This is a genomic window from Streptomyces sp. NPDC057565 (genome assembly GCF_042801455.1).
GTDB lineage: Bacteria > Actinomycetota > Actinomycetes > Streptomycetales > Streptomycetaceae > Streptomyces > Streptomyces yanii.
Genome location: NZ_JBHVFU010000071.1, coordinates 15,949 through 39,993 on the forward strand (window position 1 = coordinate 15,949; position 24,045 = coordinate 39,993).

The window sequence follows — 24,045 nt, forward strand, 5'->3', positions numbered from 1 at the left end:
TCGCAGCCACATGCGGCGGGAGGTAGTCGTCCAGGGCGTCGACGTCGTCGCGGAGCTTGGCGGGTCAGTCGGGCAGGGGAACACGGATGACTGGGTCGAAGGGGCGCTTGTTAAAGCCTGCGCGCACATTCCGACAGTTGGGCGCCTTGCACATGAAGAAGCCCTCGACGTTCTTCCGGCTCGTGCGCTCCTTGAGCCAGGCCTTCTCCAGGGCAGTGAGAGGACGATGTGGTTCGTCGGAGTCGCAGGTGTAGCAAAACATCGTGTTGCGTGGCACGACACCTCCTGAAATGGGCGGGCAGGCCAAGTCAGGAGCATATGGGACGCGTTGGGCTATGGACAGTGGGCCACCGGCCGCGTCCGGGCAGAGGGCTGTCGGGATGTGTTGTCCAAGGGCATATCCGTCACGCCAGATTGGTTTCCGGGATGGTTCGCGGTGAGGCGAGTGGGGAGCGCCGAGAGCACGCTCGCCGCGCCGTTGAGCTGCCATCTGCGCCGGTGGCGGGCCACACCGTGATCACCGTTGACGGCGGAAGCCTTGTCCGTGGGGCGGAGTGTGTATTCCGTGACAGTTGTGGCTCCTGCCACCGGGGCGGATCGCGGTGAACGGACCGTCGCCGCTCTCGAAGAGTGCGGCTTCCAGTGGAACACCGATATCGAGGCGTATGTCCTGGCCGCTCTGGATACCGCCGACGAACGGCTGTCTGTAAGCACTTTGGTTGGCTCCGCTATACGGACCGAGCTTGGCGCTATCGCGTGTATGAAGTTGATCTGGCGTCACCTGAAATGACAGTCTTTTTTATCTGGCTTGTCAGGTGAGGCCGACCCTGCCGGAATTCTTGATCACGGGGAGTTCACACGCGTACCCGGTGACGCTGCGCAGGCTTTTCGTGTAGCCGAGCGCCCATTTGGGCTGGCTGAGACTCGTCAGTTCGCCGAGGATGGGATGGCATGCAGTGATCTTCCTGCCTACGATCCCAGGATGGCTGGAATGTCGATCATCGTGTGCCTGCCCAGTTCGGCCGTGGAAAGAGTGGACGAGGCGGTCGCGGAGGCGATGGCGCCCTTCGCGCGAGACGGTGTGGGCGCCGTGGAACGGGATGTGTGGGACGACTTTCGGATCTGCGGCGGGTCGGTGGGCCTGCCGGTGCTGGCCGACTACGAGGACGACCCGCGGCTGATCATGGATTGTCCCCGCTGGGACGGCACGTTGGAGCCCGGTCTGCCGGGAATGTGCGCGGGTGGGCCGAGGGGGCTGATCGATTTCCGCGATGCCCTCCGAGTGAGGGGCGCCGAGCACGCGGGCCGGGTCTGGGATCGCTGGCGGGAGGTAGCCTCCCGCCACCCGGCTGCGGACGACGAGTCGGTGTTCTTTTACCGTCACCTCGCCGCCGCAGGGACCAGGGCCTCGTACGAAACGTCACAGGAGGCCGCCGACTACCGTGCCCAGCCGGCCGTCCGCGCCTGGGCCAAGGTCGCGCCGACAATGGCCCGGCCAGATATCGCGGACCACTTCTCCTTCGGCTGGGACGCGGTCGGTATTGGCCAACACAGCCGCGAGGAATACGTCGCGACCTACGAGTTCAGCCTCTTGCCTTCGCGCAACGTCCTGACTCTAGGTGGATGGTGGTACGAACTGGACGAAGCACCCCAGCACGGCGCGTGCCACAGTCGTGCCGATTGCGTCCACGAGCCGGACGTCGACGAGGGGCACCTGGGTGTCCAGTCCTATCTCCTCGCACTGCGCGCCGACACACTGCTAGTCAACGTACGCTGCCACGTCTGACCCGACCGACCGCGCAGAACGCCCGCCCGTGCGTTCGTCAGTCGGCGAGGCGCCACTCGGCAACCGGCAGATCACAGCCTTCATACGGCACCTTCCGCCTCGATATGAGCAAGCGGCTCGACCTTGGGTTGTCGGTTGCCGTGCCCCGCGCCCGGTCGACCGGGGACCGGACAAGCACCGCGGCCTCCCACGGATGATCACGTGAGAGGCCATTGGTCTGCTTCTGATCGAGGTTAAGCGCGGTTCACTTTCCGCTGTCCTCGGCGAGGGTGTGCGCGACGAGCGCGTTGGCGTGGCCGTGGCCCAGGCCGTGCTCGGTCTTGAGCCAGGAGACGAGCTCCATGTGCTTGGTCAGGGGTGAGGAGCGGATCAGGTCCTTCCACTCGACGATCGGGCGGCCGTACTTCTTCTCGATCGAGGGGAAGTAGCTGGCGGGGCCCTTCACTGGTTCGGTCATGTTGCTGAATCCCGTCCGTTCACGCTTAGTGATCTTGGATTGTCGCCTTGCCGGGGAGTGGCGGGCAAGGGAGGGGGCGGCTACCGCCGCACCGGGGGCGTCGCGACCATCAGCCGGGTAGTGACGACGCTGAGCCCGAGCAGGCCGAGTCCTGCTCCGATGGTGAAGGCCGCCACTGTGGCGGCGGAGGCGGCGAATCCAGCGAGGACTCCGACCGGCACGAGGCGGGCGGCGAGTGCCCAGCCGCGCTGTCGACGGGCGGCGAAGTGCCGGGCGAGCACGAGGAACGCGGCACACAGCGCGAGGTAGCCGACCGTGCCGGCAAGCAAGTGGACGGTGCCGTGTGCGCTCAGGGAGGTGACCCGGTCCTCGGGGGCACCAGCGGGGAACCCGGCCCCCGGATCGGCGGGGAAGACCCCAGCGACGAGGAACGAGGCACCGAACGCGCCGAGCAGCCGGGGCGCCCAGGTGCCGCCCGGAGCACCACGCAGCGCCCGTCTTGTCGCGATCGCCCCGCCGATGACCAGCAGGCCGGTGAGCAGGAAGGCGGTGACCTGGATCCACCCGAGGTCGCCGAGGCTCAGCTGGCTGAGGGCGTTGCGGGTGAAGTCGAAGCCGTCCCGGGTCAGGCCCTGGGCCAGGCCCGCTGCGAGGAAGAACGGGCCTGCCGCGATGCCGGCGGCCGGCAGGAGCCGTGGCGCCGGGCGGGTCCGGGGTACATCGAGAGCGGCCGGGGGGTTGAGCGTCTGGGACATGTGGAGGTCTTTCCTGGCCGTGGGCGGAGGGGACGGTCGGACGGGTCAGCGAGGCTGGGGGGTGTAGTGGGCTTCGATGACGCCGTTGGCGAAGGCGCGCGTGGCAGCCAGGTGCATGGGGATCTGCTCGCCATCGGCGAGGCTGCGGCCGGTACCGGCGATGACGGGAGCGATCTGCAGGTAGAGGTCGTCCAGCAGGCCGTTGCTCATGAGCCACTGGACGAGGGTGATGCTGCCGCCGACGTTGATGTTGCCGCCGGGCTGCTGCTTGAGGGCCTGGATCTGACCGGCGACGTCGTCGCCCGTGATCAGGTGGCTGCCTTGCCACTGGCCGACCTCGGTGAGGGTGGAGGAGACGACGTACTTCGGAGCGGCGTTCAGCCAGTCGGCGGTGGGCACCTGCTCGCTGGTGACGTGCGGGAAGAACGTGCTCCACATTTGATAGGTGCTGCGGCCCAGCAGGGCGGTGTCGGCGTCGTCGAACAGCCGGGTGACCGCCTCGGCCGCCTCTCCGGTGTTGTAGGGCATGCCCCACTTCTCCGGTCCTTCCACGACGCCGTCCAGAGACATGAACAGGCCCGCAACGATCTTCCGCATGGTTTTCCTCCGTGAATGCGCCCCGCGTTCGGAACTGGACGGTACAGTACTCACGCAGGAACTAGACTGTCCAGTACTCATTGGAGGAGATACATGGACACCACCGGACAAGGCCGCTCGGCCCGCAAGCACCAGGCGATCATGGAGGCCGCGACCGCGGTGTTCATGGAGAAGGGTTACGCGGGCACCAGCATGGACGACATCGCGAGACTGGCCGCGGTGTCCAAGCAGACCGTCTACAAACACTTCTCCGACAAGGAGAAGCTCTTCGCCGCCATCGTCCTGGCCACCACCGACCGGCTCGACACCGCGATTGACCTGCTGGCCGACGTCCCGACCGACGCCGCCAACCTGGAAGAGAACCTGACCGGGCTCGCCCGCCGGTTTCTGACCACTCTCACTCACCCCCAAGTCATCCAGCTGCGGCGCCTGATCATCGCCAACGCCGACGTCTTCCCCGACCTCGGTACCGAGTGGTACGAGAAGGGCTTCGAACGGGGGCTCGCAACGCTGGCTGCGACCTTCCAGCGCCTGGCCGACGAAGGGCTGCTCCGCATCGACGACGCGCTCCTGGCCGCGAATCATTTCTCCGGGCTGCTGCTGTGGATCCCGGTGAACAAGGCCATGTTCACCGGCCGCTCCCAGCACACCGAGGCCGACCTCGACCGCTACGCCGCTGTCGGCACGCGAGTCTTCCTCGCCGCCTACCGCTGACCACCACACCGCAACAGCTGACCTTCCAGAACGGGAAAGAGGCCGCATGACCTGGTCCGAACGCACCGTGGAACGCGATGGCGTCCGACTGTCCTGCCGCGACTGGGGCGGATCAGGGACCCCCGTCCTCCTGCTGCACGGGCTGGCCGGGCACGCGGGCGAATGGGACGCCGTCGCCCGCGATCTGAGCCCCCACTACCGGGTCGTCGCCGTCGACCAGCGCGGCCACGGTGCCAGCGAGCGGCACCCTCGTGATCGCTCGCGCGCCGCGTACGTCGCCGACGTCGTCGCGGTCCTCGATCAACTGGGGCTCCGGCAGCCCGTCCTGATCGGCCAGTCGCTCGGCGGCCACGCCGCCATGCTCACCGCCGCCGCGCATCCCGACCTCGTCCGCGCGCTCGTACTCGTCGAGGCCGGACCCGGCGGGCCGAGTCCGGATGTTCCCGCCGACATCGGCAGATGGCTCGACTCGTGGCCGGCCCCGTTCCCGTCGAGAGAGGCCGCCGCGGCGTTCCTCGGCGGCGGCCCGGTCGGCGAGGGCTGGGCTGCCGGACTGGAGAATCGTGACGGCGCGTGGTGGCCGCGCTTCGACCGCGACGTGATGGTCGACTCCCTGGCCGAGAATGCCCAGCGTTCCTACTGGGACGAGTGGGCAAGCATCACCTGCCCGACGCTGGCCGTCCTCGGCCAAACCGGCATCATCGCTCCGGAGGAATGCGACAGGATGCTCCAGCAGCGACCCGAGACGGTCGCCATGAGCGTCCCCGGGGTGGGACACGACCTCCACCTGGAACAACCCGACATCCTGCAAGCGGCACTCGAACAGTTCCTCCGAGACACCACCGAACCTCCCACCACAAAGCAGACCTGACTCCCGACACACAGACGCGGCATGCCCGAGTGTCGGCAAACGACGGCACCCTCAAGTGATCAACACACCACCCACGGATGATCACGTGGTCGTGGAGGCACACGTGCGTGACTACGGGATTTCGCCGGCTCAGCAGGACGAGATCTGGAGACGCTGGCGTGAGGGGGAGTCGTTCAGTCTGATGGGGCGGGCGCTTGGGACGTCGATGCATCACGTTCGCCGGTTTCTGTACCAGAGCGGCGGCGTCCGGCAGGCCCCACAGCTGCGGTCGAAGCGGCATCTGACCGGCAGCGAGCGCGAGGAGATATCCGGCGGGATCGCAGCCGGTGAGCCAGCCCGGCACTTGGCCAAGCGACTGGGCAGATCAGCATCGACGGTCTCCCGCGAGATCGCGCGCAACGGCGGCCGAGACCACTACCGTGCCGCGCCCGCAGATGTGGCCGCCTACGCGCGTGGGCGGCGGCCCAAGCAGGCCGAGCTCGCCCAACAGCCCACTCCGCGGGCGTTGATGGAGGCCAAATGGGACCTGTGCTGGTCGCCCGAGCAGATCGCGGGCCGGCTGCGACGGCAGTTCCCCAGCGACGTCCCCATGCAGGTCTCGCACGAGGCGATCTACCTCTCGCTCTTCGACCCGCGCCGCCGCCAGGCGATCGACCGCAACCTCACCCAGAAACTGCGGACAGCCCGTCCCATGCGCCGGCCGAAGGTCGCCCGTCGGCCCACCGGGCGGGGAGTCATCCGCGGCAGGGTGTCCATCAGCACCCGCCCCGCCGAGGTTGAGGACCGCACGGTGCCTGGCCACTGGGAGGGCGACCTCGTGATGGGCACACGGCCATCAGCGGTCGCGACGCTCGTTGAGCGCACCAGCCGGTACGCAACCATCGTCGCGTTGCCGGACGGCATCAAAGCCGAGCAGGTCGCACCGCACCTCACCCGCAGCCTCCTCAGCATCCCGTCCCAGCTGCGGCGGACGCTCACCTGGGACCGGGGCCGGGAGATGGCCGAGCACCAAACCATCACCGCCGAGACAGGTATGCCGATCTCCCTCTGCAAGCCGCGGAGCCCATGGCAGCGCGGCACCAACGAGAACACCAACCGGCTGCTGCGGCAGTACCTCCCCAAGGCCGCAGACCTCCGCACGTTCAGCCAGGCCGACCTCGACGCCATCGCCCACGAACTCAACCACCGTCCACGCAAGACCCACGGCTACCGGACTCCGGCAGAGGTCTACGCCGACCTTCTGAACAGCGGTGATGCACTGACCGCTTGAGCTCGCCGCCGTTTGTGAGAATTCGAGTTGCGATTCTCACCCGGCTGCCTGTTACGTTGGCCTGCTTTGCTCCGATCGGAAGGAAAGCAATGGATGTCCCCTCCTTGCACAGCGAGTTCCTCAGCGACGCGCTTCCCCGGATCCGGCAGGATGCGCGCGTGGCCGGCGTGGCGATCACCGGGTCAATCGCAGGGGGCCACCCCGATGCCTACTGAGACGTAGACCTGATCCTGGTCATCGATGACGAGGCGTACGACGCGGTCATGCAGGAACGGCTCGCGCTGATCGGCTCCTGGGCCTCCCTGGTGGCCGGATTCACCGGGGAGCATGTCGGTGAGCCGCGCCTGATCATCACGCTCGTCGGGCCGCCCCTCCTGCATGTCGACTTCAAGTTCGTGCGGGCTTCCGACTTCGCCGAGCACATCGAGAATCCGGAGGTCCTGTGGGACCGGGACGGAATCCTGGCCGGTGCCCTCGCCCAGCAGCCGCCGGCCACTCCGGCGCTCGACCTCCAGTGGTTCGAGGACCGGTTCTGGATCTGGGTGCACTACGGCGCGACGAAGCTCGGCCGCGGTGAACTGTTCGAGACCATTGGCTTCCTCAACTACCTGCGCGAGACCGTGCTCGGCCCCTTGGCCGCTCGCCGGGTGGGCGCAATGCCCCGCGGCGTACGCCACCTCGAAACCATCGCGCCCGAAGAGGCGTGCGACCTTCAGGCGACGCTGTGCGGCTACGACCGCCACGAGGCCGGACAGGCCCTCCTCGCCGCCGTCGAGCTCTACCGCCGGCGGTCCGATGCCGGTGGAGCAATCGTTGAACGCCGCCACCACGCCGAGAAGCTCACCCTGCAATACCTCCACGACGTCATCGACCAAGGACACTGACTGAAGCGGCACACGGCCGGCCGAAGTGCCTCCCCGCCCTTGTCGGCTCATGACACTCAGCACTCCCCGCCGCCATCGTCCTCGTCAGTTCCGGCGCGTCCGGGTCCCGCAGGGGCCGCAGCGCACCGGCGGCGGGCGTGGAGGCGGTGAAGCTGTTGCAGCGGCCAGGCACGTTGAGGTTGCGATGCTTGAGCGGGGAGAGCCGGGCGACATCCTCGTCCCAGTCCGGCCCGGAGCCATGGGCGGTGGCCCGGGCCAGACCGACTTCGACGGCATTGGCCTGCGGCTATGAGTCCTCGCCGTCATCGGTCTCGTCGTCGCTGTGCGGGTCGCGCAGCTGCCGTAGGCCCGGCGCCGGCGGCCGGGTGAAGGCGTACCGCCCCAGGAAGTTGATGTGGTCCATTGTCTGCGCCGCAGCGGAGCCCGAGGTTCGGCACCGGTCGTTCCCGTCCTGCTCGATGGGCCAGGGAAGGTGCGGTCAACACACCTTCCCTGCACCAACAGCCGGAGCGAGGGACAGCGAGTTCTATGCCACAGGCCCCTGAATCTCCAGGACGACAGCCGTTCCTGCGACGGTTCGGTCTTCGTGCATGGTGATCGTTTGGCCGGGCTGGAGGTGCCGCCACTGCGAGGGGTCGATAGGTGCGAGTCGCACCGAAGACCGCTCGCCGGGCCCCAGGAACGGGGTGAATTCGACCCAGAGGCTCGCGATGTTGAGAGCCGGTTCGCCGGTCGGGGTTCGATTTCCGATGTTCCACATCGGCCGAAGAACGCCGGCTCCGGAGAAGGGAGTCTGCCGACGACCCTCACTGGCCGGTCGGACGGTGAGGTCGGCGCGGATGATCCCGTTGCGGGTTTCGTAGCAGCGCCAACGACACCAGGCCGCGCTCTTCTCCAGCTGCATCTGCTCGGCAGCCGTGGCGAGGGTCTCCCAGAAGCTGAGCGGAAGCGGGCGGACCTCGCCGAGTTCCTCCAAGAGCCCGAGAGCCAACTCCCACTCGTCGTGGGTGAGGTACTCCCAGACGTCGCTGACCGTGATGTCGTTCTCGGTGGCGATCTCTTCGGGAACCAGCAGGGAGGCAGCTTCCAGAAGCTTGGGGACATCCATGACCTGATTCTGGACCACGGCGTCCTGGCTGCGGCTGGAGGTGCCCAACGATGATCGAGCAGCTCGCGATGCCGACGGCGTTCGGCTCGACCTGGGCGGTGCTGACGGTCGGCCACAACCTGGCGGACCAGGTGTTCGGCCAGAGCGACCACCAGGCGACGAACAAGGCGGCGCCGACGACGCAGGACGTGGCCGCTGAGGCGAGCCCGCGCCGCGATTGGGCCGCGTGCCCGGCCCACTGCCCTTCTATCGGTCTTACCGAGGAGCGCCTGCTGGCTGGCCGGGATCTCGCCTGCTCAGCGCCCCGCAGTCGGCAGGAACGGGTTGCGACACCTGTCGTGGACGGTGATGACTTCAAGTCACCCCGCCTTGCAGTGCCAAGGTCATCTGCCGTGATCGGAATCGCTTGACCTTGTCGCAGCGACAACGTTTTTACTGGTGCCATGAGAATCGGAGAGCTCGCTGGCGTCGTCGGCATCACCACCCGTGCCGTGCGGCACTACCACCGCATCGGGCTGCTCCCCGAGCCGCCACGCCAGCCCAACGGATACCGTGAATACAAGCTGCGCGACGCCGTCGAACTGGCCCGCATCCGCCGTCTGACCGAGCTCGGCCTGAGCCTGGACGAAGTGAAGGACGTTCTGGCGGACGACGTGGGCAGGGATCTCGTCGAGATCCTCGCTGAGCTGGACGCCGACCTGGCCCGCCAGGAGGAGGCCATCCGGCAGCGCCGCGTCCGCCTGGGCCACCTGCTCGAGCAGGCCGACCGGACCGGGCGGCTGCCCGTCGAGGCCCCGGTCTCTCCTGAACTCGCCGCCCTCTTCGACGACATGGCCCGTGCCTCAGCGCGGTTGCCCGGACCGGAGCCTGCGATGGCGGCCAAGGAGCGGGAGCTGCTGGCCCTGCTGGAGACCGGCTCGCCGGGCGGCGACCGCGACTGGCTCTACGCCATGGGGCAGAGTCTGAGCGCCGACGCCGAGGCCATGCGGCACGCCTACGCGGTGTACGCCCAGATGGACGCACTGGCCGAGGCAGCCGAGGACGATCCACGGGTGGAGGAGACCGCCCAGGCCATCGTCGAGAGCATCCCGGACGAGGCGGCGAAGTCGGTGATCGCTGCTGAAGGCAAGGGTGGATCAGGTGAGGAGGGCGGTTTCGCGGACGCCCTCTTCGCGGAATTCGCTCCTGCCCAGGCGGCAGCTGTGCGCCGTGCCATCGAACTGCTCAGGGAGCGTGCCGGGTGAAGGGCGCTGAGAAGGGCTGTGCGCTGGGGCTTCGCCGCGCTCGCACCATGCGAACTCGTGATCTTCACGTGTGCTGTTGGCGGGGTCCGAGTAGCCCCGGTCGCATGGCTGGCGGTGGAACTGGCGGTGCTTGCGCTCATGGCCGGGCGACCGCACTGTTTCTCTTCGACTACCGGCGGCACCGCCGCGAGGGACTCCACCATCACGGGTCAGCGAAGTTAGTGGGGGTCGGCCGGCACAGCGCTCCACTTGGCCAGTCAGAGATTGGCCACATCGAATAAACCAGTGGCCAATCTTTGAATGGCATTTGGTTGTTCACGGCCGTCTCGGCCGGCGCCGCGGCTGGGTCAGCCTGGCTTGACCGCCAGCGTCGCAAAATAGTTCGACATGTATTGGGCGGATGCGTCGGATTGGTGCGGTGCTTCTGCGAAGCCGGTGAGGACGAACCCCGCGGCGAGTTGCCCGCCGATCTGGTCGGTGAGGGTGTGACTATATTCAAGAGCGGCATCGGCGCCGAACTTCGTGGCGCGTTCCTCGGCGGAGTACTGCGTGACATCGCTGTAGGGCAGCTTGTGTACGACGACCAGCTCGCCGCGCTCGTCGAGGGCCTCGTGGTCGAACAAGTACACATCAGGGTTGAGGAAGCCAGCGAGCAGAGTTCCGCCCGGTCGCAGGACGCGGAAGCACTCACGCCACACCGGTGCCAAGCCGGGTACAAATAGGTTCGAGACCGGGTGGAACACAACGTCGAATGCTGCGTTGCCGAAGGCGCTGAGGTCGCGCATGTCACCCAGGACGGTGCGCAGCTCGAGTCCGTCGCGCGCCGCCACCATCTGGTCCTGGCCGAGCTGGCGGGGCGAGTTGTCGAACACGGTGACCCGCGCTCCTGCGGCGGCGAGGATCGGACCCTGCTGGCCACCGCCGGAGGCCAGGCACAACACGTCCTTGCCGGTCAGGTCCGTCGGCAGCCAGGAGCGGTCGACTGGCTCACGCCCGATGAGAACAATCGACCAGTCGCCCGTGCGGGCGCGCTCGACATCCTCAGAACTCACCGGCCTCGTCCACTCGTTGCCCTCCTGGACATACTTGTCCCAGGCTGCCCGATTATGGACACCGGGGTCGACGACAATGTCCTGCACGTTTAACTCCCTGCTATGGCCAAGCGGACACCAGCGGTACTGACAGTTCGGTGCCGCTAGCCAACACGATCACGGGTGCGGGCTCAACGAGATTAGCGGGCGTCGAGGTGCCCGCGGGCTCGCCGGGTGGTCGCGCAGCGGGTGCGGAAGCGCTGGTTGACGGGGTTGCGGAAGCCGTAGGCGTCGCGGGCGTCGGTGAACTCCTGATGATCCCTGCCGTGTTGGGTGGGCCGCCAATATGCTCGGCTTCGTGGCTACCGACGCTCTTGTGCCCTCCGAAGTCGTCCGTTACGTCGCCGAGGTCTCGGACATCCTCGCCGGGGTGCGCCCCGACCTGATCGGCGTCTACTTGCATGGCTCGGCTGTGCTGGGGGGATTCCACGCCTCCCGCAGCGATGTGGATGTGCTGGCCGTCGTCGCCGAGCCTGGCACCAAGACCGACCAGCAGACCTTGGGCGATACGGTGGTGGGGACCGCGGCGTGGTGTCCCGGCACGGGTTTGGAGATGAGCGTCATTACCGCGGCGACTGCGGCCAACCTCGGGTCCTGCCCGTTCGAGGTTCACGTTCGTACCACCGCGACCGAGACCGCCGTGATCCCCGGAGTCGGCCATGCCGGTGACGCCGACCTGGTCTTGCACTGCGCCGTGTGTCGAGAGCATGCGCTCGCCGTCTGGGGTCCACCGGCGATGGAGGTCTTCGGCCCGGTTCCTGCGGATCGCGTCGGCGCCGCGATGGTCAGCGAGCTGCGGTGGGCGCTGGACCATGCGACCGTAACGTATGCGGTCCTCAATGCCTGTCGTGCGCTGCGATTTGCCGATGACGGGCAGCTGTGTTCGAAGCTCGACGGCGGCCGTTGGTACCTGGACCGCCACGAGGACAATGAGGTCGTCGCCGCGGCCATTGCCCACCAACGCGACGGACGGACAGGGCCGTCGACATCCGCCGCCGCCAAGTTCGTGGCAGCAGTATGTGGCCGCCTGGGGCTATCTGGCCCGGTGCCAGGATCGCGGTAGCCGTGGGCTACTGCCCCATGGGAGGGGTGGCTCCATCTCATGTAATGATCTTGGTTGCGGCTGGTGTGATCACGGCGTCGGAGCCCTCCTGGATAGCCCCGTTCGCCCGCGTCAGTTCGACAAGCTGATCACCGCGTTGCGGCGGGAAGGCGCGGACCCGATCCGCAAGAGCCGCCCTTGGGTGGGCGAAGCAGGCCCGGCAGATCCTCTTGCCCTCCAGCAGTTTGGACGGCGCCCGGCGCTGTCAAAGCCGCCACCAACAACCACCACTGACCGGCAGCTCCCCACACCGCCGCCCCCCAATACCACGCCAGCGAAAGCCTCTTCATGCAGTTGATGCGCATCGGACCTCCCGGAGCCGAAAGCCCCGTCGTCCGCAACGACGCCCACACCTACATCGACGTCTCCGACATCGTGCATCGTCGACGAGTACAACGAAGCGTTCTTCGCCGCCGGAGGCCCCACCGCCCTGCGCGACCCCGTCGCCGAATGCCATGCCGCCGGGGCTGCTACACCCTTTCGCCGACCAGCGCATCGGCCCCCCGATCGCCCGCCCGCACCAGATCCTGGGCGTCGGCGCCAACTACCGCACCCGCGAGAACCTCCCCACCTCGGATGAGCCCCTCATCTTCTTCAAGGCCCCAACTGCCTTTCCGGGCCCAACGATCCCATCGTCATCCCGCAAGGTTCACACCACACCGACTGGGAAGTCGAGCTCGGCATCGTCATCGGCTCCCACAGCCATTACCTTGCCGACGCCCACGAAGCCAACGTCGCCATCGCCGGCTACGTACTCGTCAACGACATCAGCGAACGCGCTTTCCAACGCGAACGCGGCGACCAATGGGTCAAAGGTAAGTTCGCGCCGACGATGCCGGTCGGGTCCCCTACCCTGGCGTATCCGCCCGATGAGGTCCGCTCACTGCGTGCCTCCCTCGCAAGGCTGGTTGCACCACCTTTAAGATCGACTGGCTGCAGAACGACAACAGGTGGGAGGGCGTGATGACTGGTCAGGTCGCCGCAGTGAGCCGTAACGAGGTGTACTCGTTCAGTAAGCCCAATCGCGATTCCATCACGCTGCTCACGGGGCTCGGAGTGGAAGGAGACGTTCACGCAGGTGAGACGATCCGCCACCAGTTCCGCATGACCTACGAGCCGGACCTGCCCAACCTGCGCCAGGTCCACCTGATGCACGAGGAACTCTTCGACGAGCTCGCGCTCAAGGGCTTCAAGGTCTCTGCGGGTCAGCTCGGCGAGAACATCACCACGCGCGGGGTGGACCTGTTGGGCCTGCCCACCGGCGCTCTGCTCCATCTCGGAGAGCGGGCGGTGCTCGAGGTGACGGGACTGCGTAACCCGTGCTCGAAGATCAACGACTTCCGCAAGGGGCTGCTCGGCGAGGTCTTCACCATGGACTCCGTGTCCGGCGAGTTCACATTCAAGTGTGGCGTCATGGCTGTGGTCCGCCGTGGAGGGATCGTCCGCCCCGACGATTCCATCCAGGTCGAAACCCCGCCCCTTCCCCACCGCTCGCTGGAACGGGTCTAGGTTCTTGTTCCGTGGTCATCGGCGCGCCCGGATGAGGATGGCGGCGAGGTGGAGTGCGGCCTGGTAGGCGATGGCGAGCTTGTCCGTCCGCATGGCCAGGCCGCGCCACTGCTTGATCCGCTTGATGCATCGCTCGACCGCGCTGCGGTGCTTGTATGCCTCGGCGTCGAAAGTCGGTGGGAGACCGCCGTCACGGCCTCGCCGCAGACGGTGACGGACCTGGTCGGAGGGCTGATGGATGACGGCGCGGATCCCGCTCGCCGGCATCTGCAGCAGAGAGGACAGCACCGAAGATCCGCTCCCACGTCCCATCGACCGCCCATCTGATCAAGCGTTTGTGCGCGGTGTAGTGCTGCGACCGGAAAGGTTTGCCGGGAAGCTCGCGGCGTCCGGTGCGGTGCCTCGCAAGGCGGAGGATCGCCCTCGTGCCGGACGTACTCGGGTGATGCGACAACGCAGCGAGGTGCCGTGCCGGACGTCGCGAGCCGGTGAACCTTTCCGGTCGCAGCACTAGTAGTGCTTGGTCAGGTTGGCTGCGGTGGTGCGTGTCCTTCTGGCCCGGTGTGGCGTTGGGAGTGTGTGACTCCGGACGAGATTGCGGCGGTGCGTGGTGAGTTGGAGGCGTTCGCGGCGGAGGTGTTCGAGCCGTTCGCGCGGAAGGATCAGCGTCGGTGGGGGCAGGTCTACCTGCGGGGGCTGCTGACCGACGGGCGGCGCAAGTCGGTCGAGCCGATGGCGGCCCGGCTGGGTGAGGACGGGAATCGGCAGGCGCTGGCCAATTTCGTGACCACCAGCCCGTGGGATCCGGCGCATGTGCGGGCCAGGGTGGCCTGGAGAATGGAACCGGCGATCCGGCCGTCCGCGCTCATTTTCGACGACACGGGGTTCCTGAAGGACTGGACCGCGAGGGATGTACTCAGGCGGAATGACCCCCTCGAACGGGTCCTCGGTGATGCCGCCGCGACGGCGCGCGTCGAGAAGGATCTTCTTCAGGGTGTCGAATGCGTTCTGTTGGGCCGCCAGCCCGACGGAACGCACCTCCATCGACATGATGAAGTCGTCGACGACCGTCGCCGTGAACGTGTTCATCCGCCGTGACTCGAGCACCGGCAGGATCTGGCCGTTGAGCACTTGTGTGACCGAGCGCACGCTACCAGGGGCGTAATGACGCTGCCGGGTGAGCCAGGCGGAGGCGTAGTGCCCGAAGCGTTGCTTTCCGATCTCACGCTTCAAGTCGGCCTGGGCGCGGGGAGTGGTCCGCTTCTCCTCGTAAACTTTGGTCAGCCGATCGAGTGCCGCCTGTTGCGTCGCGTACCCGGTCTCCTCGCGTTGGCGGCCGGAAGTATCGCGGTAGCGAATGGCGTACGGATGAGTGCAACGGTTCGGGCGGGCGCAGGCGCAGTTCTTGAAGAAGCTGCCCATTCCGCGGACGAGCTGGGTCGCCAAGTACACGTCTCCTGACTCATGCTGGGAGTTTGCTGACCAAGGGCCTCCGAGCATGAGCCTGACCTGCGGCCGCGCCAAACTGCGAGACGTTGATCAGCATCCTCATGGGTACCTCCTGGTGAGGCTAGCAGATGGGCCTCTGGCAAGTATCTTTGCTGGTCAGGATGGGTGAGGTCGGTTCTCGATCTTGGCGGTACATGGCGGGCGGAAGTGGGTTCCGGCGGTCCTGATACTGACTCAATGCCGCCTTTCGTGACAGTGTGTCAGGTGTCCCGTGTCCCGTGTTGATCGGTGGCGTTGTGGTCGGAACCCGCACCAGCAGCGACGACCGCGAAGCGGCCTCGTGGACCGGGCGCGGTTGGCCGCACCTGGGTGGCTATGCCGCGGTCGGCGCGCCGCCGTCGGTCACCGGCGGCCGGCAGGTTTCCAGCCAGCGTGCCGAGCAGGCGATATGGGCGGTGGCCGCGGCTGCGGCGGCGGTCGGATCACGGTTGGTGAGTGCGTCGGTGATGGCGCGGTGACCTGCGTCGCTCTCGCGTTTCATCGCCGGGCCTTCTGGGAGCAGGTACACCTGGTAGGCGCGCGAACGAGCGCTCAAGACCGCCAGCAGTGACTCGATGGCGGGATTGCCCGCGATGCGGGCGATCTCGGAGTGGAACCGGTGGTTGAGTTCGCTGCCCTCCTCTGGATCGTCCGTGGCCTCCAGTACCTCCATGGTCGCGAGGAGAGCCTTCAGCTCCTCGGGGGTGATCCTGGCCGCCGCCTGCGCCGCGACGTGCGCCTCCAGGACGCGCCGGGCCTCGAACAGTTCCAGGACACCGTCCAGCGGCAGGAGCTCGATCGTCAGCGACAGGCTGCCGATCATGTCGGCGGGCCGCAACTGCGAGACGAAGGTGCCCGATCCGTGCCGGGACTCGACCACACCGAGCGCGGCGAGCATGCGGACCGCCTCACGCAGTGAACTGCGCGAGACGCCGAGCTCCTCACACAGCTCGCCCTCCGGCGGAAGGCGGTACTCCGCACCGAGGCGGCCACTGGAGATCATGCGCCGTAGGCCATGGACCGCCTTCTCGACTGCGGACATCTCACCCTCCTTGATGGCTCGACGGCGCCGCCGAGCCATGAAGCACCCTATCGCCGAACTGTGCTGATTGTCAGACATCTTTGCGGGGAACGGCGAATTCATCAGACAACTGGGCGGTAAGTCTTGTTCATCTCTCGAATTATATGCCAACATGCCGCAACTCATCAGACCTATTCTGATGACTGTCCGACATCTGTGCCTGGAGTGAAGTGACCACGACCGACCTCATCACCGCGCCCCGTCCCCTCCTGCTGGCGGACGGCCGGCCCGCCGCAGCCGCCTGGTCACTGGATCCTCAGGTCAGACACCTCAACCACGGATCGTTCGGGGCCGTCCCGATTGTGGCCCAGGAGGTGCAGGACGAGCTGCGCAGGGAGATGGACCGCAATCCCGGCGTATGGTTCCCGCACATTGCCACGCGGGTCGCCGCGACCCGCATCGCCATCGCCGAGTTCCTGCAGGTTGCCGTGACGGACCTGGCCCTCGTGCCGAACGCGAGTGGCGGTGCGAGTGTCGTCTACAGCAGCCTGCCCGCCCGGCCCGGCGGCGAGATCCTGGTCACGGATCACGGCTACGGGGCCGTGAGCATGGGTGCCGAGCGGCTCGCCCGCCGCTGGGGCGGCGCGGTGCGGACCGTTCACGTGCCACTCGGTGCCGGCGAGGACGAGGCCTATGACGCCGTGATGGACCAGGCCGGCGACCGGGCCGGGCTGATCGTGGTAGACCACATCACGTCCGCCACGGCCCGCCGCATGCCGGTGGAGCGGATCGGGGCCGAGGCGCGGCGCCGCGGCATCCCGGTCCTGGTCGACGGGGCGCACGTGCCCGGTCTGCTGGAGGCCCCGCTGCACGGCCTGGACTGCGACTTCTGGATCGGCAACATCCACAAGTTCGGCTGCGCACCGCGCGGATCGTCGGTGCTGGTGGCCCGCTCGGCGCTGCGCGACGAGCTGTACCCGCTGATCGACTCGTGGGGCGCCAAGATGCCGTTCCCGGACCGTTTCGACAGCCAGGGCACTCTGGACGCCACCGGCTACCTCGCGACGCCCGCCGCGCTCGACTTCGTCGAGGGCACCTGGGGCTGGCGGACCGCACGTACGTACATGCGCGAGCTCGCCGACTACGCCCAGCATATCGTCGGCGCTGCCTTCGCCGAACTGACCGGACAGGACGGGCCGGTGGACGTCGGCATGCCGGTTGACGCCCTGCGACTGGTCCGGCTGCCGGACGGCCTCGCCACCACCCGTCTGGAGGCCGACGCGCTGCGCGACCGGGTCGCGCGCGAGCTGGGCGTCGCGGCGGCGTTCACCAGCTTCGACGGCGCCGGATACCTTCGGCTGTCCACCCATGTGTACAACACCGCCGCCGATTACGAGTACTTCGCCGAGCACTGCGTCCCCGTGCTGGGCGAGTGGTCCCGCACCGCAACTCATGGAGGAAAGCGTTGACCATGTGACCAGAAGAAAGGCCTCGCCCTCACCGCGGCACGCCCTGGCCGTTGATCCCGGCCTGGAGCGACGCCTGGGGTTGCGCTATGCGGGCGCGGGCGGGGCAATGAGCGAGAGTCACGGACTGACTGAGTGCGGGCATCGGCGTCCAATGCGTAGGAACAGCAAGGTATTTGATGGTCGGTACATAGGGGTGCGCCCCTGGCACAAGGGCGTTCCTTGTGCCAGGGGCGCGGTCAATAGAGGGTTGCTGTGAGGTCAGCGAACGGCGTAGGCCTTGATCAGGGTCTGCTCGATCTTGCTGCCGTTGGTGTCCTGTGCCTTGACGCGCAGGGACACGTGGCCCGATGTCGGGTTGCTCACGGACACCTTGTAGCTGCCGTCGCTCTTGCTCTTGACCTTCGCGGGCTGCCAGGTGGCACCGTCGTCGACGGACGCCTCCACCTCGACCCCGTCGATGTCCGGGGTGGCGCCGTTCTGGAGGACGAACGCCAGGTCGAAGTAGTAGGTGTTGCCGCCCTGGGTGGTGTTCTGCCCATCCAGGTTCAGGTTGTACCTCGGCCAGAGTAGCGCCAGGTCCTCCTCGCCGTTTGCCGGCCGGGCGGACGTGAACGTCCACGCGGTGCTGGTCTCGGTGGACAGCGGGAACCACGCCGGGTGCGAGGTGTCCATGGTGATCCGGTAGGTCGCCGGGTCAGGGCTGGCCGGCAGCATCATCATCGCGCGCGTCGTCTCGGCGAGGAGCTTTCCGTCCTGGTACACCCGTACCTTCGCCTTGTCGGCGGCCGCGCCGAACCAGCCGAAGTGCTCCGGTGCGCTGTCGCCCATTTCCGGCACGATGAGGGTCATGTCGTCGCCCTCGCGGACCGCGAGGGTGTTCGCCGGTCCGGCCGGGCCGTTTGCGGCGCCCAGCCAGGTCTCCTCATGCCGCTCGCCCGGGCTGTAGCTGCGGAGCACGTCATTCATGCTACGGACGATGTTGGGGGCGTCCGGGAAGACCGTGTGGGACCACCGCATGTCCTTCAGGGTCGGCCACTTGCTGCCGGTGGAGAACCACTCATCCCGGTCCAGTGGCCCATCGACGAACTCCACCACCTGGATGATGAGACGCTCTCTCGGGCGGACCACCGACGCGGCCTCGCCGAGTCTGGTGCCCTTGGCGCCGCGGTAGTGGGACTTCACCACGGCTGAGTTCTCCTCGGTGACCGCGTCGACGGGGTCGGCCGGAAGTCCACCGGGAACCATCAGCGCGATGTTGTACACATACGGGCTGTTGGCGATGCCGCGTACGTTGATCTGCGTGGGACCGCCGGCCATCCGGTCGAAGAGGACCGCGCCTTCGTCCTGGTTGAGGGTCCAGGCCGGGATGGCCGTGCGGGCGGCGAACGGCACACTGGCGTTGAAGGTACCCGGCTCGTCGCCGACGATGATCACTGCCTTCGCGCCGGCCTCGGCCACGGCGGCGATCTGGCCGGCAGTCGTCCAGGTGGCATCACGGGTGACGACCGCGAGCTTGCCACTGACGTCCGTGCCGGCCAGGTCCTCGGGCCGCCCCTCGCCGACGTCGACCGCCCGGAGCGTGCTGGGGCCGTCCAACCGGGCAGCGTTGAACACCGGCTCGAGCGGGAGCGCGCCGCCCTGCCCGGCAATGGACGCGCGGATCGCCGGGGCGTACCTGCGCTGCTGGAAGTTGAACTCGAAGGTGCCGAGCTGCACCGGCTCGGTGGGCACCACGTAGGCGTGGTCCCAGATCGGGCTGAACATGATCTTCATGAAGTCAAACCCATAATTGCCGGGGAGTTGCTGGCGGTACCCGATTCTGTAGCCGTTCGGCTCGGAATCCTTGGGCGTCGCGACCTTGACTTCCTTGCCCAGCCGGGCATCGAGTGTGATCGTCTTGTCCGCCTTCAGTTCCACCACGGGGTCGCCGGCGAGGGTACCGTTCAGGATCTCGACTCCGGCCTTGTCCCGCGTGTAGACGACACCCATGACCGAGTAGCGTCCCAGCGGCACCGCGACGGTCGCCGTTCCGTCCCGGAGGTAGGGCCGGATGAGCTCGTCCTCGTCCAGGTCGAACACGGCCACGTCGGTGCCCTGCGCCGGGTTTCCGTTCCGGTCGATCGCGTTGACGGTGAGGTCGACGGTGGGCACCCCCTTCGTCGCGCCGACCGTGGTGTGGATCGCGGAGCCGTCGGGCGCGGTGGCGGTGATGACACCGGTGTAGTCACCCAGCACGCAGAGTTCGGGGTGGTAGGTCACCGTCACGCTCGCGGTGGAGTTCGCAGGGACCGTCACACTGTTGGCGCTGAGCGTGAACGTGCCGCCCGGTGCGGGCCCGGTCTCCCCGGAGGCGGCCAGGCGGAGCGACAGTGTGGTGTCCGCCGCGGAGGTGTTGACGTACCTGACCGTCTTGGTGACCGGCGCGCTCTCGGTCGTCGACTTGCCCATGCTGACGACAGCGGGGCTGGAGTAGACGGTGGCGTCGATCGCCTTGGGTACGTCGACTCGGCCGCCGCCCTGCTGGTAGGCCGTGTACGAGCCCTGCTTGGCGGTGCTGACCAGCACCTGCTTGAGCCGGTCGGCGGTCCAGTCCGGGTGGCGCTGGGCGAGGATCGCCGCGGCGCCGGCCACGTGCGGGGTGGCCATCGAGGTGCCGCTGGCCGCGGTGTAGTTGGCGTCGACCGGGCGGCCCATGGAGGTGCCGGCGGCGCGCGCGGCGGCGATTCCCACGCCCGGTGCGGTGATCTCCGGCTTGACCGCGAAGTCGCCCTTGCGCGGGCCGCGGCTGGAGAAGTCCGCGAGCAGCTCCGACTTGGACACCGCGCCCACAGTCAGCGCGGCATCGGCGGCACCCGGCGAACCCACGGTCGACTTGTCCGAGCCCTCGTTGCCGGACGCGATGACGAACAGCGCGCCGGAGGAGGCGGTGAGCTGGTCGACGGCCTGGCTCAGCGGGTCGGTGCCGTCACTGGCGACCGGCGAACCCAGGCTCATGCTGACGACGTCCGCACCTTCGGCTACCGCCCACTGCATGCCGGCGATGACCCCAGACTCGGGGCCGCTGCCGGCGTGGTCGAGGACCTTGCCGATGTACAGGTCGGCGCCCGGCGCCACGCCCTTGTACTTGCCGCCCGACGCGGCACCCGAGCCGGCGATGGTCGAGGCGACATGCGTGCCGTGACCGTGGTGGTCGACCGCGTCGGGGTCGTCGGTGAAGTTCTGCGTCTTCTCGATCTGCCCCGCCACATCAGGGTGGTCGGGGTCGATTCCGGTGTCGAGGACGGCCACCTTCGTGCCGGTGCCGTCGTAGCCGGCCGCCCACGCGCCAGGGGCGCCGATCTGCGGCACACTCTGGTCCAGAGTCACGTGCACCGGCTTGTCGAGCCAGAGCTTCTTGATGCCGTCGGCAAGCTTCGGTGCCTTCGTCGCGGTGGCGCTGTCGTCGTCGACCGACTTCCAGAACGTCGCCGCCTTCTTCTTGCTGGCCTGCAGCGCCACCGCGTTGGCGCTGGGCAGTTCGTCGGCCTTCACCGAACCGGCCGGCGCGGCCTGCTTGAGCGCCTTGCCGGCCTTGCCCGGCGCGCCCGGGTAGGTCGCGATCAGCGGTACGGCTGAGCGGTGCGCGTCGTCATAGCCGTACTCGACCAGCTTGGTGACGTTGAACAGCTCGCGGTCGAGCTCGTCCGCAGCGAGGTACGGCTGTGCCTTGTCAGGGATGACATAGACCTCATCGCGCGCCTTCATGGTGGAGAACGCCGCCGGGGTGCCGTCGGCCGCGGGCTCGATCGTCGCAGCCTGGACGCCGTTGGCGTGGCGTTCCAGCGTCACCACCTCGCCGGTGACGAGGGTGAGCTTGTGTGTGGCGACAACCGGGCCGTCCTGCCGTGGCTGGGCGGCCTGAGCGACCGATGCGGCCGGTGTCGCTGCGGCGGAGGCCGGCAGGGTGACGAGCGTGCCGGCCACACAGGCCGCGGTGAGCATCCCCAGGACCGTCCGCACTGGACGGCGGGTCAGCCGGTAGGCTATGGGGATGGTTGAGCGGGCTGGGAATCCGGTCGACCCAGCAGGTCGTGACTGTCTCATCAAGGCGTTGACCTTCTCTGAGGGGGAATGAAGGCGCGCGAAAGCCACGCGGTCGCGGGAAATCGGCGCCGCGTCGGATCACTGCGTTGGATGCGGTGTGTGGTTGTGCTGAACTTTCAGGTGCGAGCGGTGCAGCAGTAGGACGGCGGACCACGCGCCGCGTTGATGCGGTGGCCGTGCGCCGCCGCTGTGTCAGCTTGGTGGTGTGGCAGGGGAACCTCGCTGCGTTGTGGGGTCCGGAAACTCGGGTCGGCCAGAGGGGCTGGGCGGGTCTGCAGGATTCGGTCGTGCGGTCGGCGAGGTGGGGCCGGGCAGGGGTTCGGGGATCAGGCCGTGGACGAGTGCCGCCGTCACGGCGCCGGTGCGGCTGTCCACCCCGAGCTTGGCGAAGACACGGACCAGGTGGGTCTTCACTGTTGCCTCACTGATGAACAGGGCGCGTGACACCTGCCGGTTCGACAGTCCCTTCGCGAGCAGGACGAGAATCTCTGTCTCGCGTGGGGTCAGCGTGGACTGCGGTGCACGCATGCGGCCGAGCAGCCGAGTGGCGACGGGCGGAGCCAGCACGGTCTCGCCGGCCGCGACGGCGTGCACTGCGGAGATCAGGTCCTCGACCGGCGCGTCCTTGAGCAGGTAACCGGTCGCACCCGCCTCGACGGCGGCAAGGATCTCGGCGTCGGTTCTGTAGGTGGTGAGGACCAGTACCCGGGGCGAGGCCGGCATTGCCCTGATCCGCCGGGTGGCCTCGACACCGTTCATGCGCTCGCCGCCGCCCCGCCCGCCGCCGGTCGCATCGGTGGCGACGTCTGACATCTCGTCGGTACCGCCGCCCATGCGCAGGTCCATGAGGACCACGTCGACCTCCGTCGACCCGGCGACCATTCGCAGCGCCTCGGCGCCGTCCCCCGCCTCACCGGCCACCACGACCTCGGGCACGTCATCGAGCAGCGCACGCAGGCCACGGCGCACGACCGGGTGGTCGTCGACGATCAGCACGCGCACCTGCGCGAAGGAGGCGGTCTGTGGCGCGGTCATGACGTCACCTCATTCGGAATCGGCAGACTGGCGGCGACCGCCGTTCCCTCGCCGATCGCGGACTCGACGGTGAGTGCGCCGCCCAGCTCCGCTATCCGCTGGCGCATCCCGAAGAGCCCGAAGCCGCCACGGGAGTCCTGTCGGGGCAGCTCCGGATCGAAGCCCTTGCCGTCGTCGAAGACATCAAGCGTCACCCGGTCGTCCAGGTAGCACAGACTCACCACGCATCTCTCGGCGTGCGCGTGTGCGCGCACATTGGCCAGCGTCTCCTGGGTCAGCCGCAGCAGCGCCACATCGCACTCGGCGTCCAGCGGGTACGGTTCTCCGTGCAGATGGAAAGTGGTGCTGAGACCGTCCTCGGCACTCCGGTCGACCAATCGGCGCAACGCCTCGGGCAGGGGCGTCTCGACCAGGGGCGGCGGGCTCAGTTCGTACAGGAAGCGCCGGCACTCGGCGAGGTTCTCCGTGGCGACCTCGGTGGCCGCGGCGGTCCGCTCCTGCGCCAGGGATGCGTCCGGCGGCAGCGCGGCGTCGGTGGCGCGCAACAGCATGATCACGCTCGAGAGGCCCTGCGCGACCGTGTCGTGTATCTCCCGGGCCAGCCGCTGGCGTTCGGCGAGCCGGCCGGCCTCCCGCTGCGACTCCACCAGCGCGTCCCGGGTGACGACCAGCTCAGCGATGAGCGCCTTGCGAGCCTGGCTCTCCCGGTACAGCGACTGGTACCCGAGCACCGTCAGCGTGGAGACCAGCGCGCCCAGCAGCGGGCCGGCCACCTGGGGGATCCCCAACGTGCCGGCCTCCGCTCCCTTGGCGGCGACCACGATGGCGGTCCCCAGAGCGACGGCCACGACCGCCAGCCGCAGCGGCAGGAGCAGGACATACAGTGCGAACAGCGGGAACCCCAGCCAGCCGAACCCCGCACTGAACGTCATGAGGCAGATCCACACCGCGGTCAGCGCGCCAAGCCAGCGCAGCACACGGCCCGGGTTCCCTCCGGTTATGTCGACGGACTCGGTGGGTTCCTCGCGACGTCGAGAGTCGGCAGGCCTGGCAGGGCCGGTGAATCCCACCGCGTACGTGGCGGCGAGGAGCATGGACAGGGCGGCCACGATGGACGTGTCCTGGCTCGACACAGCCGTGCCCGGACCGATCACGATCAGCAGGGCCGCGGTGAGCGAGGAAACGAACAAGCCGTTCAGCGCATGCCGCAGCGTCGGCGGCATGGCGCACGCCGCCCCTCTGGGCTGCCCAATCCTCATCTGCGCCTCACTCCTGGTTCACTTCAGGCGGTCAGCGCTGAGACTAAGCCGTGCACCGGTTCAGGTCGTGTCCATCGTTCGGTTGACTCGGGAGGGTGCTTGATCCTTGATCGCCCTTGAATGCAATGGTTCTCGACGCGGATGGCGGCCGCAGAGAAGTGGCCTGCCGGGGCTGATGTGCTAGTAGTGCTTGGTCAGGTTGGCTGCGGTGGTGCGTTTCCTTCTGGCCCGGTGTGGCGTTGGGAGTGTGTGACTCCGGACGAGATTGCGGCGGTGCGTGGTGAGTTGGAGGCGTTCGCGGC

At 67.9% G+C, this 24,045-nt stretch carries 20 protein-coding genes and 4 pseudogenes; 13 read left to right on the forward strand and 11 right to left on the reverse strand.

The features are described 5' to 3' along the window. Nucleotides 1–64: 64 nt before the first annotated feature. Nucleotides 65–262 (reverse strand): hypothetical protein, encoded by a 198-nt coding sequence (locus ACFU8W_RS45855; RefSeq protein ID WP_384051389.1) that lies wholly within the window; start codon nucleotides 260–262, stop codon nucleotides 65–67. Nucleotides 263–982: 720 nt separating this feature from the next. Between ACFU8W_RS45855 and ACFU8W_RS45860 the strand changes: the two genes are divergently transcribed. Beyond that, the gene (locus ACFU8W_RS45860; protein ID WP_384051332.1) at nucleotides 983–1,786 is read left to right on the forward strand and encodes a hypothetical protein; all 804 of its coding nucleotides are present in this window, start codon (nucleotides 983–985) and stop codon (nucleotides 1,784–1,786) included. 244 nt (nucleotides 1,787–2,030) lie between these two features. Here ACFU8W_RS45860 and ACFU8W_RS45865 read toward each other — a convergent pair whose 3' ends face one another. The 3 genes from ACFU8W_RS45865 to ACFU8W_RS45875 all read right to left on the reverse strand — a co-directional run bounded on the left by ACFU8W_RS45865 (nucleotide 2,031) and on the right by ACFU8W_RS45875 (nucleotide 3,595). Beyond that, nucleotides 2,031–2,243, reverse strand: a complete 213-nt coding sequence (locus ACFU8W_RS45865) for a DUF4287 domain-containing protein (protein ID WP_384051335.1) — start codon at nucleotides 2,241–2,243, stop codon at nucleotides 2,031–2,033. 80 nt (nucleotides 2,244–2,323) lie between these two features. Continuing rightward, nucleotides 2,324–2,998, reverse strand: coding sequence for a DUF998 domain-containing protein (locus ACFU8W_RS45870; RefSeq protein WP_384051337.1), 675 nt, complete (start codon nucleotides 2,996–2,998; stop codon nucleotides 2,324–2,326). A gap of 45 nt (nucleotides 2,999–3,043) precedes the next feature. Further along, a complete protein-coding gene (locus ACFU8W_RS45875; protein ID WP_384051340.1) occupies nucleotides 3,044–3,595 on the reverse strand; it encodes a dihydrofolate reductase family protein in 552 nt (183 codons plus the stop codon). 93 nt (nucleotides 3,596–3,688) lie between these two features. Between ACFU8W_RS45875 and ACFU8W_RS45880 the strand changes: the two genes are divergently transcribed. The 4 genes from ACFU8W_RS45880 (at nucleotide 3,689) to ACFU8W_RS45895 (ending at nucleotide 7,334) form a co-directional block, all read left to right on the forward strand. Then, nucleotides 3,689–4,309 carry a TetR/AcrR family transcriptional regulator C-terminal domain-containing protein gene (locus tag ACFU8W_RS45880; RefSeq protein WP_384051343.1) on the forward strand — a complete coding sequence of 207 codons (621 nt, stop codon included), beginning with the start codon at nucleotides 3,689–3,691 and terminating at the stop codon, nucleotides 4,307–4,309. A gap of 46 nt (nucleotides 4,310–4,355) precedes the next feature. Then, entirely contained in the window at nucleotides 4,356–5,180 is an 825-nt protein-coding gene (locus ACFU8W_RS45885; protein ID WP_384051346.1) for an alpha/beta fold hydrolase, read from the forward strand. A 103-nt stretch (nucleotides 5,181–5,283) separates the two neighbouring features. Next, entirely contained in the window at nucleotides 5,284–6,450 is a 1,167-nt protein-coding gene (locus ACFU8W_RS45890; RefSeq protein ID WP_384051349.1) for an IS30 family transposase, read from the forward strand. 263 nt (nucleotides 6,451–6,713) lie between these two features. Then, nucleotides 6,714–7,334 (forward strand): nucleotidyltransferase domain-containing protein, encoded by a 621-nt coding sequence (locus ACFU8W_RS45895; protein WP_384051352.1) that lies wholly within the window; start codon nucleotides 6,714–6,716, stop codon nucleotides 7,332–7,334. A 526-nt stretch (nucleotides 7,335–7,860) separates the two neighbouring features. Here ACFU8W_RS45895 and ACFU8W_RS45900 read toward each other — a convergent pair. Then, nucleotides 7,861–8,442 (reverse strand): hypothetical protein, encoded by a 582-nt coding sequence (locus ACFU8W_RS45900; protein ID WP_384051355.1) that lies wholly within the window; start codon nucleotides 8,440–8,442, stop codon nucleotides 7,861–7,863. Nucleotides 8,443–8,492: 50 nt separating this feature from the next. Here ACFU8W_RS45900 and ACFU8W_RS45905 point away from each other — a divergent pair, with 50 nt between their 5' ends. Both ACFU8W_RS45905 and ACFU8W_RS45910 read left to right on the forward strand, forming a co-directional pair. Further along, nucleotides 8,493–8,852, forward strand: a complete 360-nt coding sequence (locus tag ACFU8W_RS45905) for a hypothetical protein (protein ID WP_384051358.1) — start codon at nucleotides 8,493–8,495, stop codon at nucleotides 8,850–8,852. A gap of 33 nt (nucleotides 8,853–8,885) precedes the next feature. Next, entirely contained in the window at nucleotides 8,886–9,686 is an 801-nt protein-coding gene (locus ACFU8W_RS45910) for a MerR family transcriptional regulator (protein WP_384051361.1), read from the forward strand. A 347-nt stretch (nucleotides 9,687–10,033) separates the two neighbouring features. Here ACFU8W_RS45910 and ACFU8W_RS45915 read toward each other — a convergent pair whose 3' ends face one another. Further along, nucleotides 10,034–10,825, reverse strand: a complete 792-nt coding sequence (locus ACFU8W_RS45915) for a class I SAM-dependent methyltransferase (protein ID WP_384051364.1) — start codon at nucleotides 10,823–10,825, stop codon at nucleotides 10,034–10,036. Between the two features lie 250 nt (nucleotides 10,826–11,075). Between ACFU8W_RS45915 and ACFU8W_RS45920 the strand changes: the two genes are divergently transcribed. The 4 genes and pseudogenes from ACFU8W_RS45920 to ACFU8W_RS45935 all read left to right on the forward strand — a co-directional run bounded on the left by ACFU8W_RS45920 (nucleotide 11,076) and on the right by ACFU8W_RS45935 (nucleotide 13,388). Beyond that, nucleotides 11,076–11,840 carry an aminoglycoside adenylyltransferase domain-containing protein gene (locus tag ACFU8W_RS45920; protein WP_384051368.1) on the forward strand — a complete coding sequence of 255 codons (765 nt, stop codon included), beginning with the start codon at nucleotides 11,076–11,078 and terminating at the stop codon, nucleotides 11,838–11,840. 44 nt (nucleotides 11,841–11,884) lie between these two features. Continuing rightward, nucleotides 11,885–12,021 (forward strand): annotated as a pseudogene (locus ACFU8W_RS45925) (IS5/IS1182 family transposase); the annotation flags it as partial. A gap of 495 nt (nucleotides 12,022–12,516) precedes the next feature. After that, nucleotides 12,517–12,843: a fumarylacetoacetate hydrolase family protein gene (locus ACFU8W_RS45930; RefSeq protein ID WP_384051392.1), complete on the forward strand. Its 327-nt coding sequence runs from the start codon at nucleotides 12,517–12,519 to the stop codon at nucleotides 12,841–12,843. After that, nucleotides 12,843–13,388, forward strand: coding sequence for an MOSC domain-containing protein (locus ACFU8W_RS45935; protein ID WP_384051371.1), 546 nt, complete (start codon nucleotides 12,843–12,845; stop codon nucleotides 13,386–13,388). The genes ACFU8W_RS45930 and ACFU8W_RS45935 overlap by 1 nt, the downstream gene beginning before the upstream one ends. Before the next feature lie 15 nt (nucleotides 13,389–13,403). On the opposite strand, the pseudogene ACFU8W_RS45940 reads toward ACFU8W_RS45935, so the two are convergent. Next, nucleotides 13,404–13,643 (reverse strand): annotated as a pseudogene (locus ACFU8W_RS45940) (transposase); the annotation flags it as partial. 324 nt (nucleotides 13,644–13,967) lie between these two features. On the opposite strand from ACFU8W_RS45940, the pseudogene ACFU8W_RS45945 reads away from it, so the two are divergent. Then, nucleotides 13,968–14,312: pseudogene (locus ACFU8W_RS45945) on the forward strand (transposase); the annotation flags it as partial. Between the two features lie 898 nt (nucleotides 14,313–15,210). On the opposite strand, the gene ACFU8W_RS45950 reads toward ACFU8W_RS45945, so the two are convergent. Further along, nucleotides 15,211–15,918: a FadR/GntR family transcriptional regulator gene (locus ACFU8W_RS45950; protein ID WP_384051374.1), complete on the reverse strand. Its 708-nt coding sequence runs from the start codon at nucleotides 15,916–15,918 to the stop codon at nucleotides 15,211–15,213. Nucleotides 15,919–16,127: 209 nt separating this feature from the next. On the opposite strand from ACFU8W_RS45950, the gene ACFU8W_RS45955 reads away from it, so the two are divergent. Beyond that, complete coding sequence (locus ACFU8W_RS45955) at nucleotides 16,128–17,366, forward strand: aminotransferase class V-fold PLP-dependent enzyme (RefSeq protein WP_384051377.1); 1,239 nt, start codon at nucleotides 16,128–16,130, stop codon at nucleotides 17,364–17,366. A gap of 258 nt (nucleotides 17,367–17,624) precedes the next feature. On the opposite strand, the gene ACFU8W_RS45960 is transcribed toward ACFU8W_RS45955, so the two are convergent. The 3 genes and pseudogenes from ACFU8W_RS45960 to ACFU8W_RS45970 all read right to left on the reverse strand — a co-directional run bounded on the left by ACFU8W_RS45960 (nucleotide 17,625) and on the right by ACFU8W_RS45970 (nucleotide 23,743). After that, the gene (locus ACFU8W_RS45960) at nucleotides 17,625–21,347 is read right to left on the reverse strand and encodes a S8 family serine peptidase (protein WP_384051380.1); all 3,723 of its coding nucleotides are present in this window, start codon (nucleotides 21,345–21,347) and stop codon (nucleotides 17,625–17,627) included. Nucleotides 21,348–21,773: 426 nt separating this feature from the next. Further along, nucleotides 21,774–22,484, reverse strand: a pseudogene (locus ACFU8W_RS45965) (response regulator); the annotation flags it as partial. Further along, the gene (locus ACFU8W_RS45970) at nucleotides 22,481–23,743 is read right to left on the reverse strand and encodes a sensor histidine kinase (RefSeq protein ID WP_384051383.1); all 1,263 of its coding nucleotides are present in this window, start codon (nucleotides 23,741–23,743) and stop codon (nucleotides 22,481–22,483) included. The gene ACFU8W_RS45970 and the pseudogene ACFU8W_RS45965, both read right to left, overlap by 4 nt. Between the last annotated feature and the right edge of the window lie 302 nt (nucleotides 23,744–24,045).

Bases quoted from the DNA above. Each gene is read 5' to 3' on its own strand.
- ACFU8W_RS45880 (WP_384051343.1), top strand. From the start codon at position 3,689: ATGGACACCACCGGACAAGGCCGCTCGGCCCGCAAGCACCAGGCGATC.
- ACFU8W_RS45855 (WP_384051389.1), bottom strand. From the start codon at position 262: ATGTTTTGCTACACCTGCGACTCCGACGAACCACATCGTCCTCTCACT.
- ACFU8W_RS45870 (WP_384051337.1), bottom strand. From the start codon at position 2,998: ATGTCCCAGACGCTCAACCCCCCGGCCGCTCTCGATGTACCCCGGACC.
- ACFU8W_RS45970 (WP_384051383.1), bottom strand. From the start codon at position 23,743: ATGAGGATTGGGCAGCCCAGAGGGGCGGCGTGCGCCATGCCGCCGACG.
- ACFU8W_RS45905 (WP_384051358.1), top strand. From the start codon at position 8,493: ATGATCGAGCAGCTCGCGATGCCGACGGCGTTCGGCTCGACCTGGGCG.
- ACFU8W_RS45960 (WP_384051380.1), bottom strand. From the start codon at position 21,347: ATGCTCACCGCGGCCTGTGTGGCCGGCACGCTCGTCACCCTGCCGGCC.
- ACFU8W_RS45950 (WP_384051374.1), bottom strand. From the start codon at position 15,918: ATGTCCGCAGTCGAGAAGGCGGTCCATGGCCTACGGCGCATGATCTCC.
- ACFU8W_RS45910 (WP_384051361.1), top strand. From the start codon at position 8,886: ATGAGAATCGGAGAGCTCGCTGGCGTCGTCGGCATCACCACCCGTGCC.
- ACFU8W_RS45860 (WP_384051332.1), top strand. From the start codon at position 983: ATGGCTGGAATGTCGATCATCGTGTGCCTGCCCAGTTCGGCCGTGGAA.
- ACFU8W_RS45935 (WP_384051371.1), top strand. From the start codon at position 12,843: ATGACTGGTCAGGTCGCCGCAGTGAGCCGTAACGAGGTGTACTCGTTC.
- ACFU8W_RS45885 (WP_384051346.1), top strand. From the start codon at position 4,356: ATGACCTGGTCCGAACGCACCGTGGAACGCGATGGCGTCCGACTGTCC.
- ACFU8W_RS45900 (WP_384051355.1), bottom strand. From the start codon at position 8,442: ATGGATGTCCCCAAGCTTCTGGAAGCTGCCTCCCTGCTGGTTCCCGAA.
- ACFU8W_RS45895 (WP_384051352.1), top strand. From the start codon at position 6,714: ATGCAGGAACGGCTCGCGCTGATCGGCTCCTGGGCCTCCCTGGTGGCC.
- ACFU8W_RS45875 (WP_384051340.1), bottom strand. From the start codon at position 3,595: ATGCGGAAGATCGTTGCGGGCCTGTTCATGTCTCTGGACGGCGTCGTG.
- ACFU8W_RS45865 (WP_384051335.1), bottom strand. From the start codon at position 2,243: ATGACCGAACCAGTGAAGGGCCCCGCCAGCTACTTCCCCTCGATCGAG.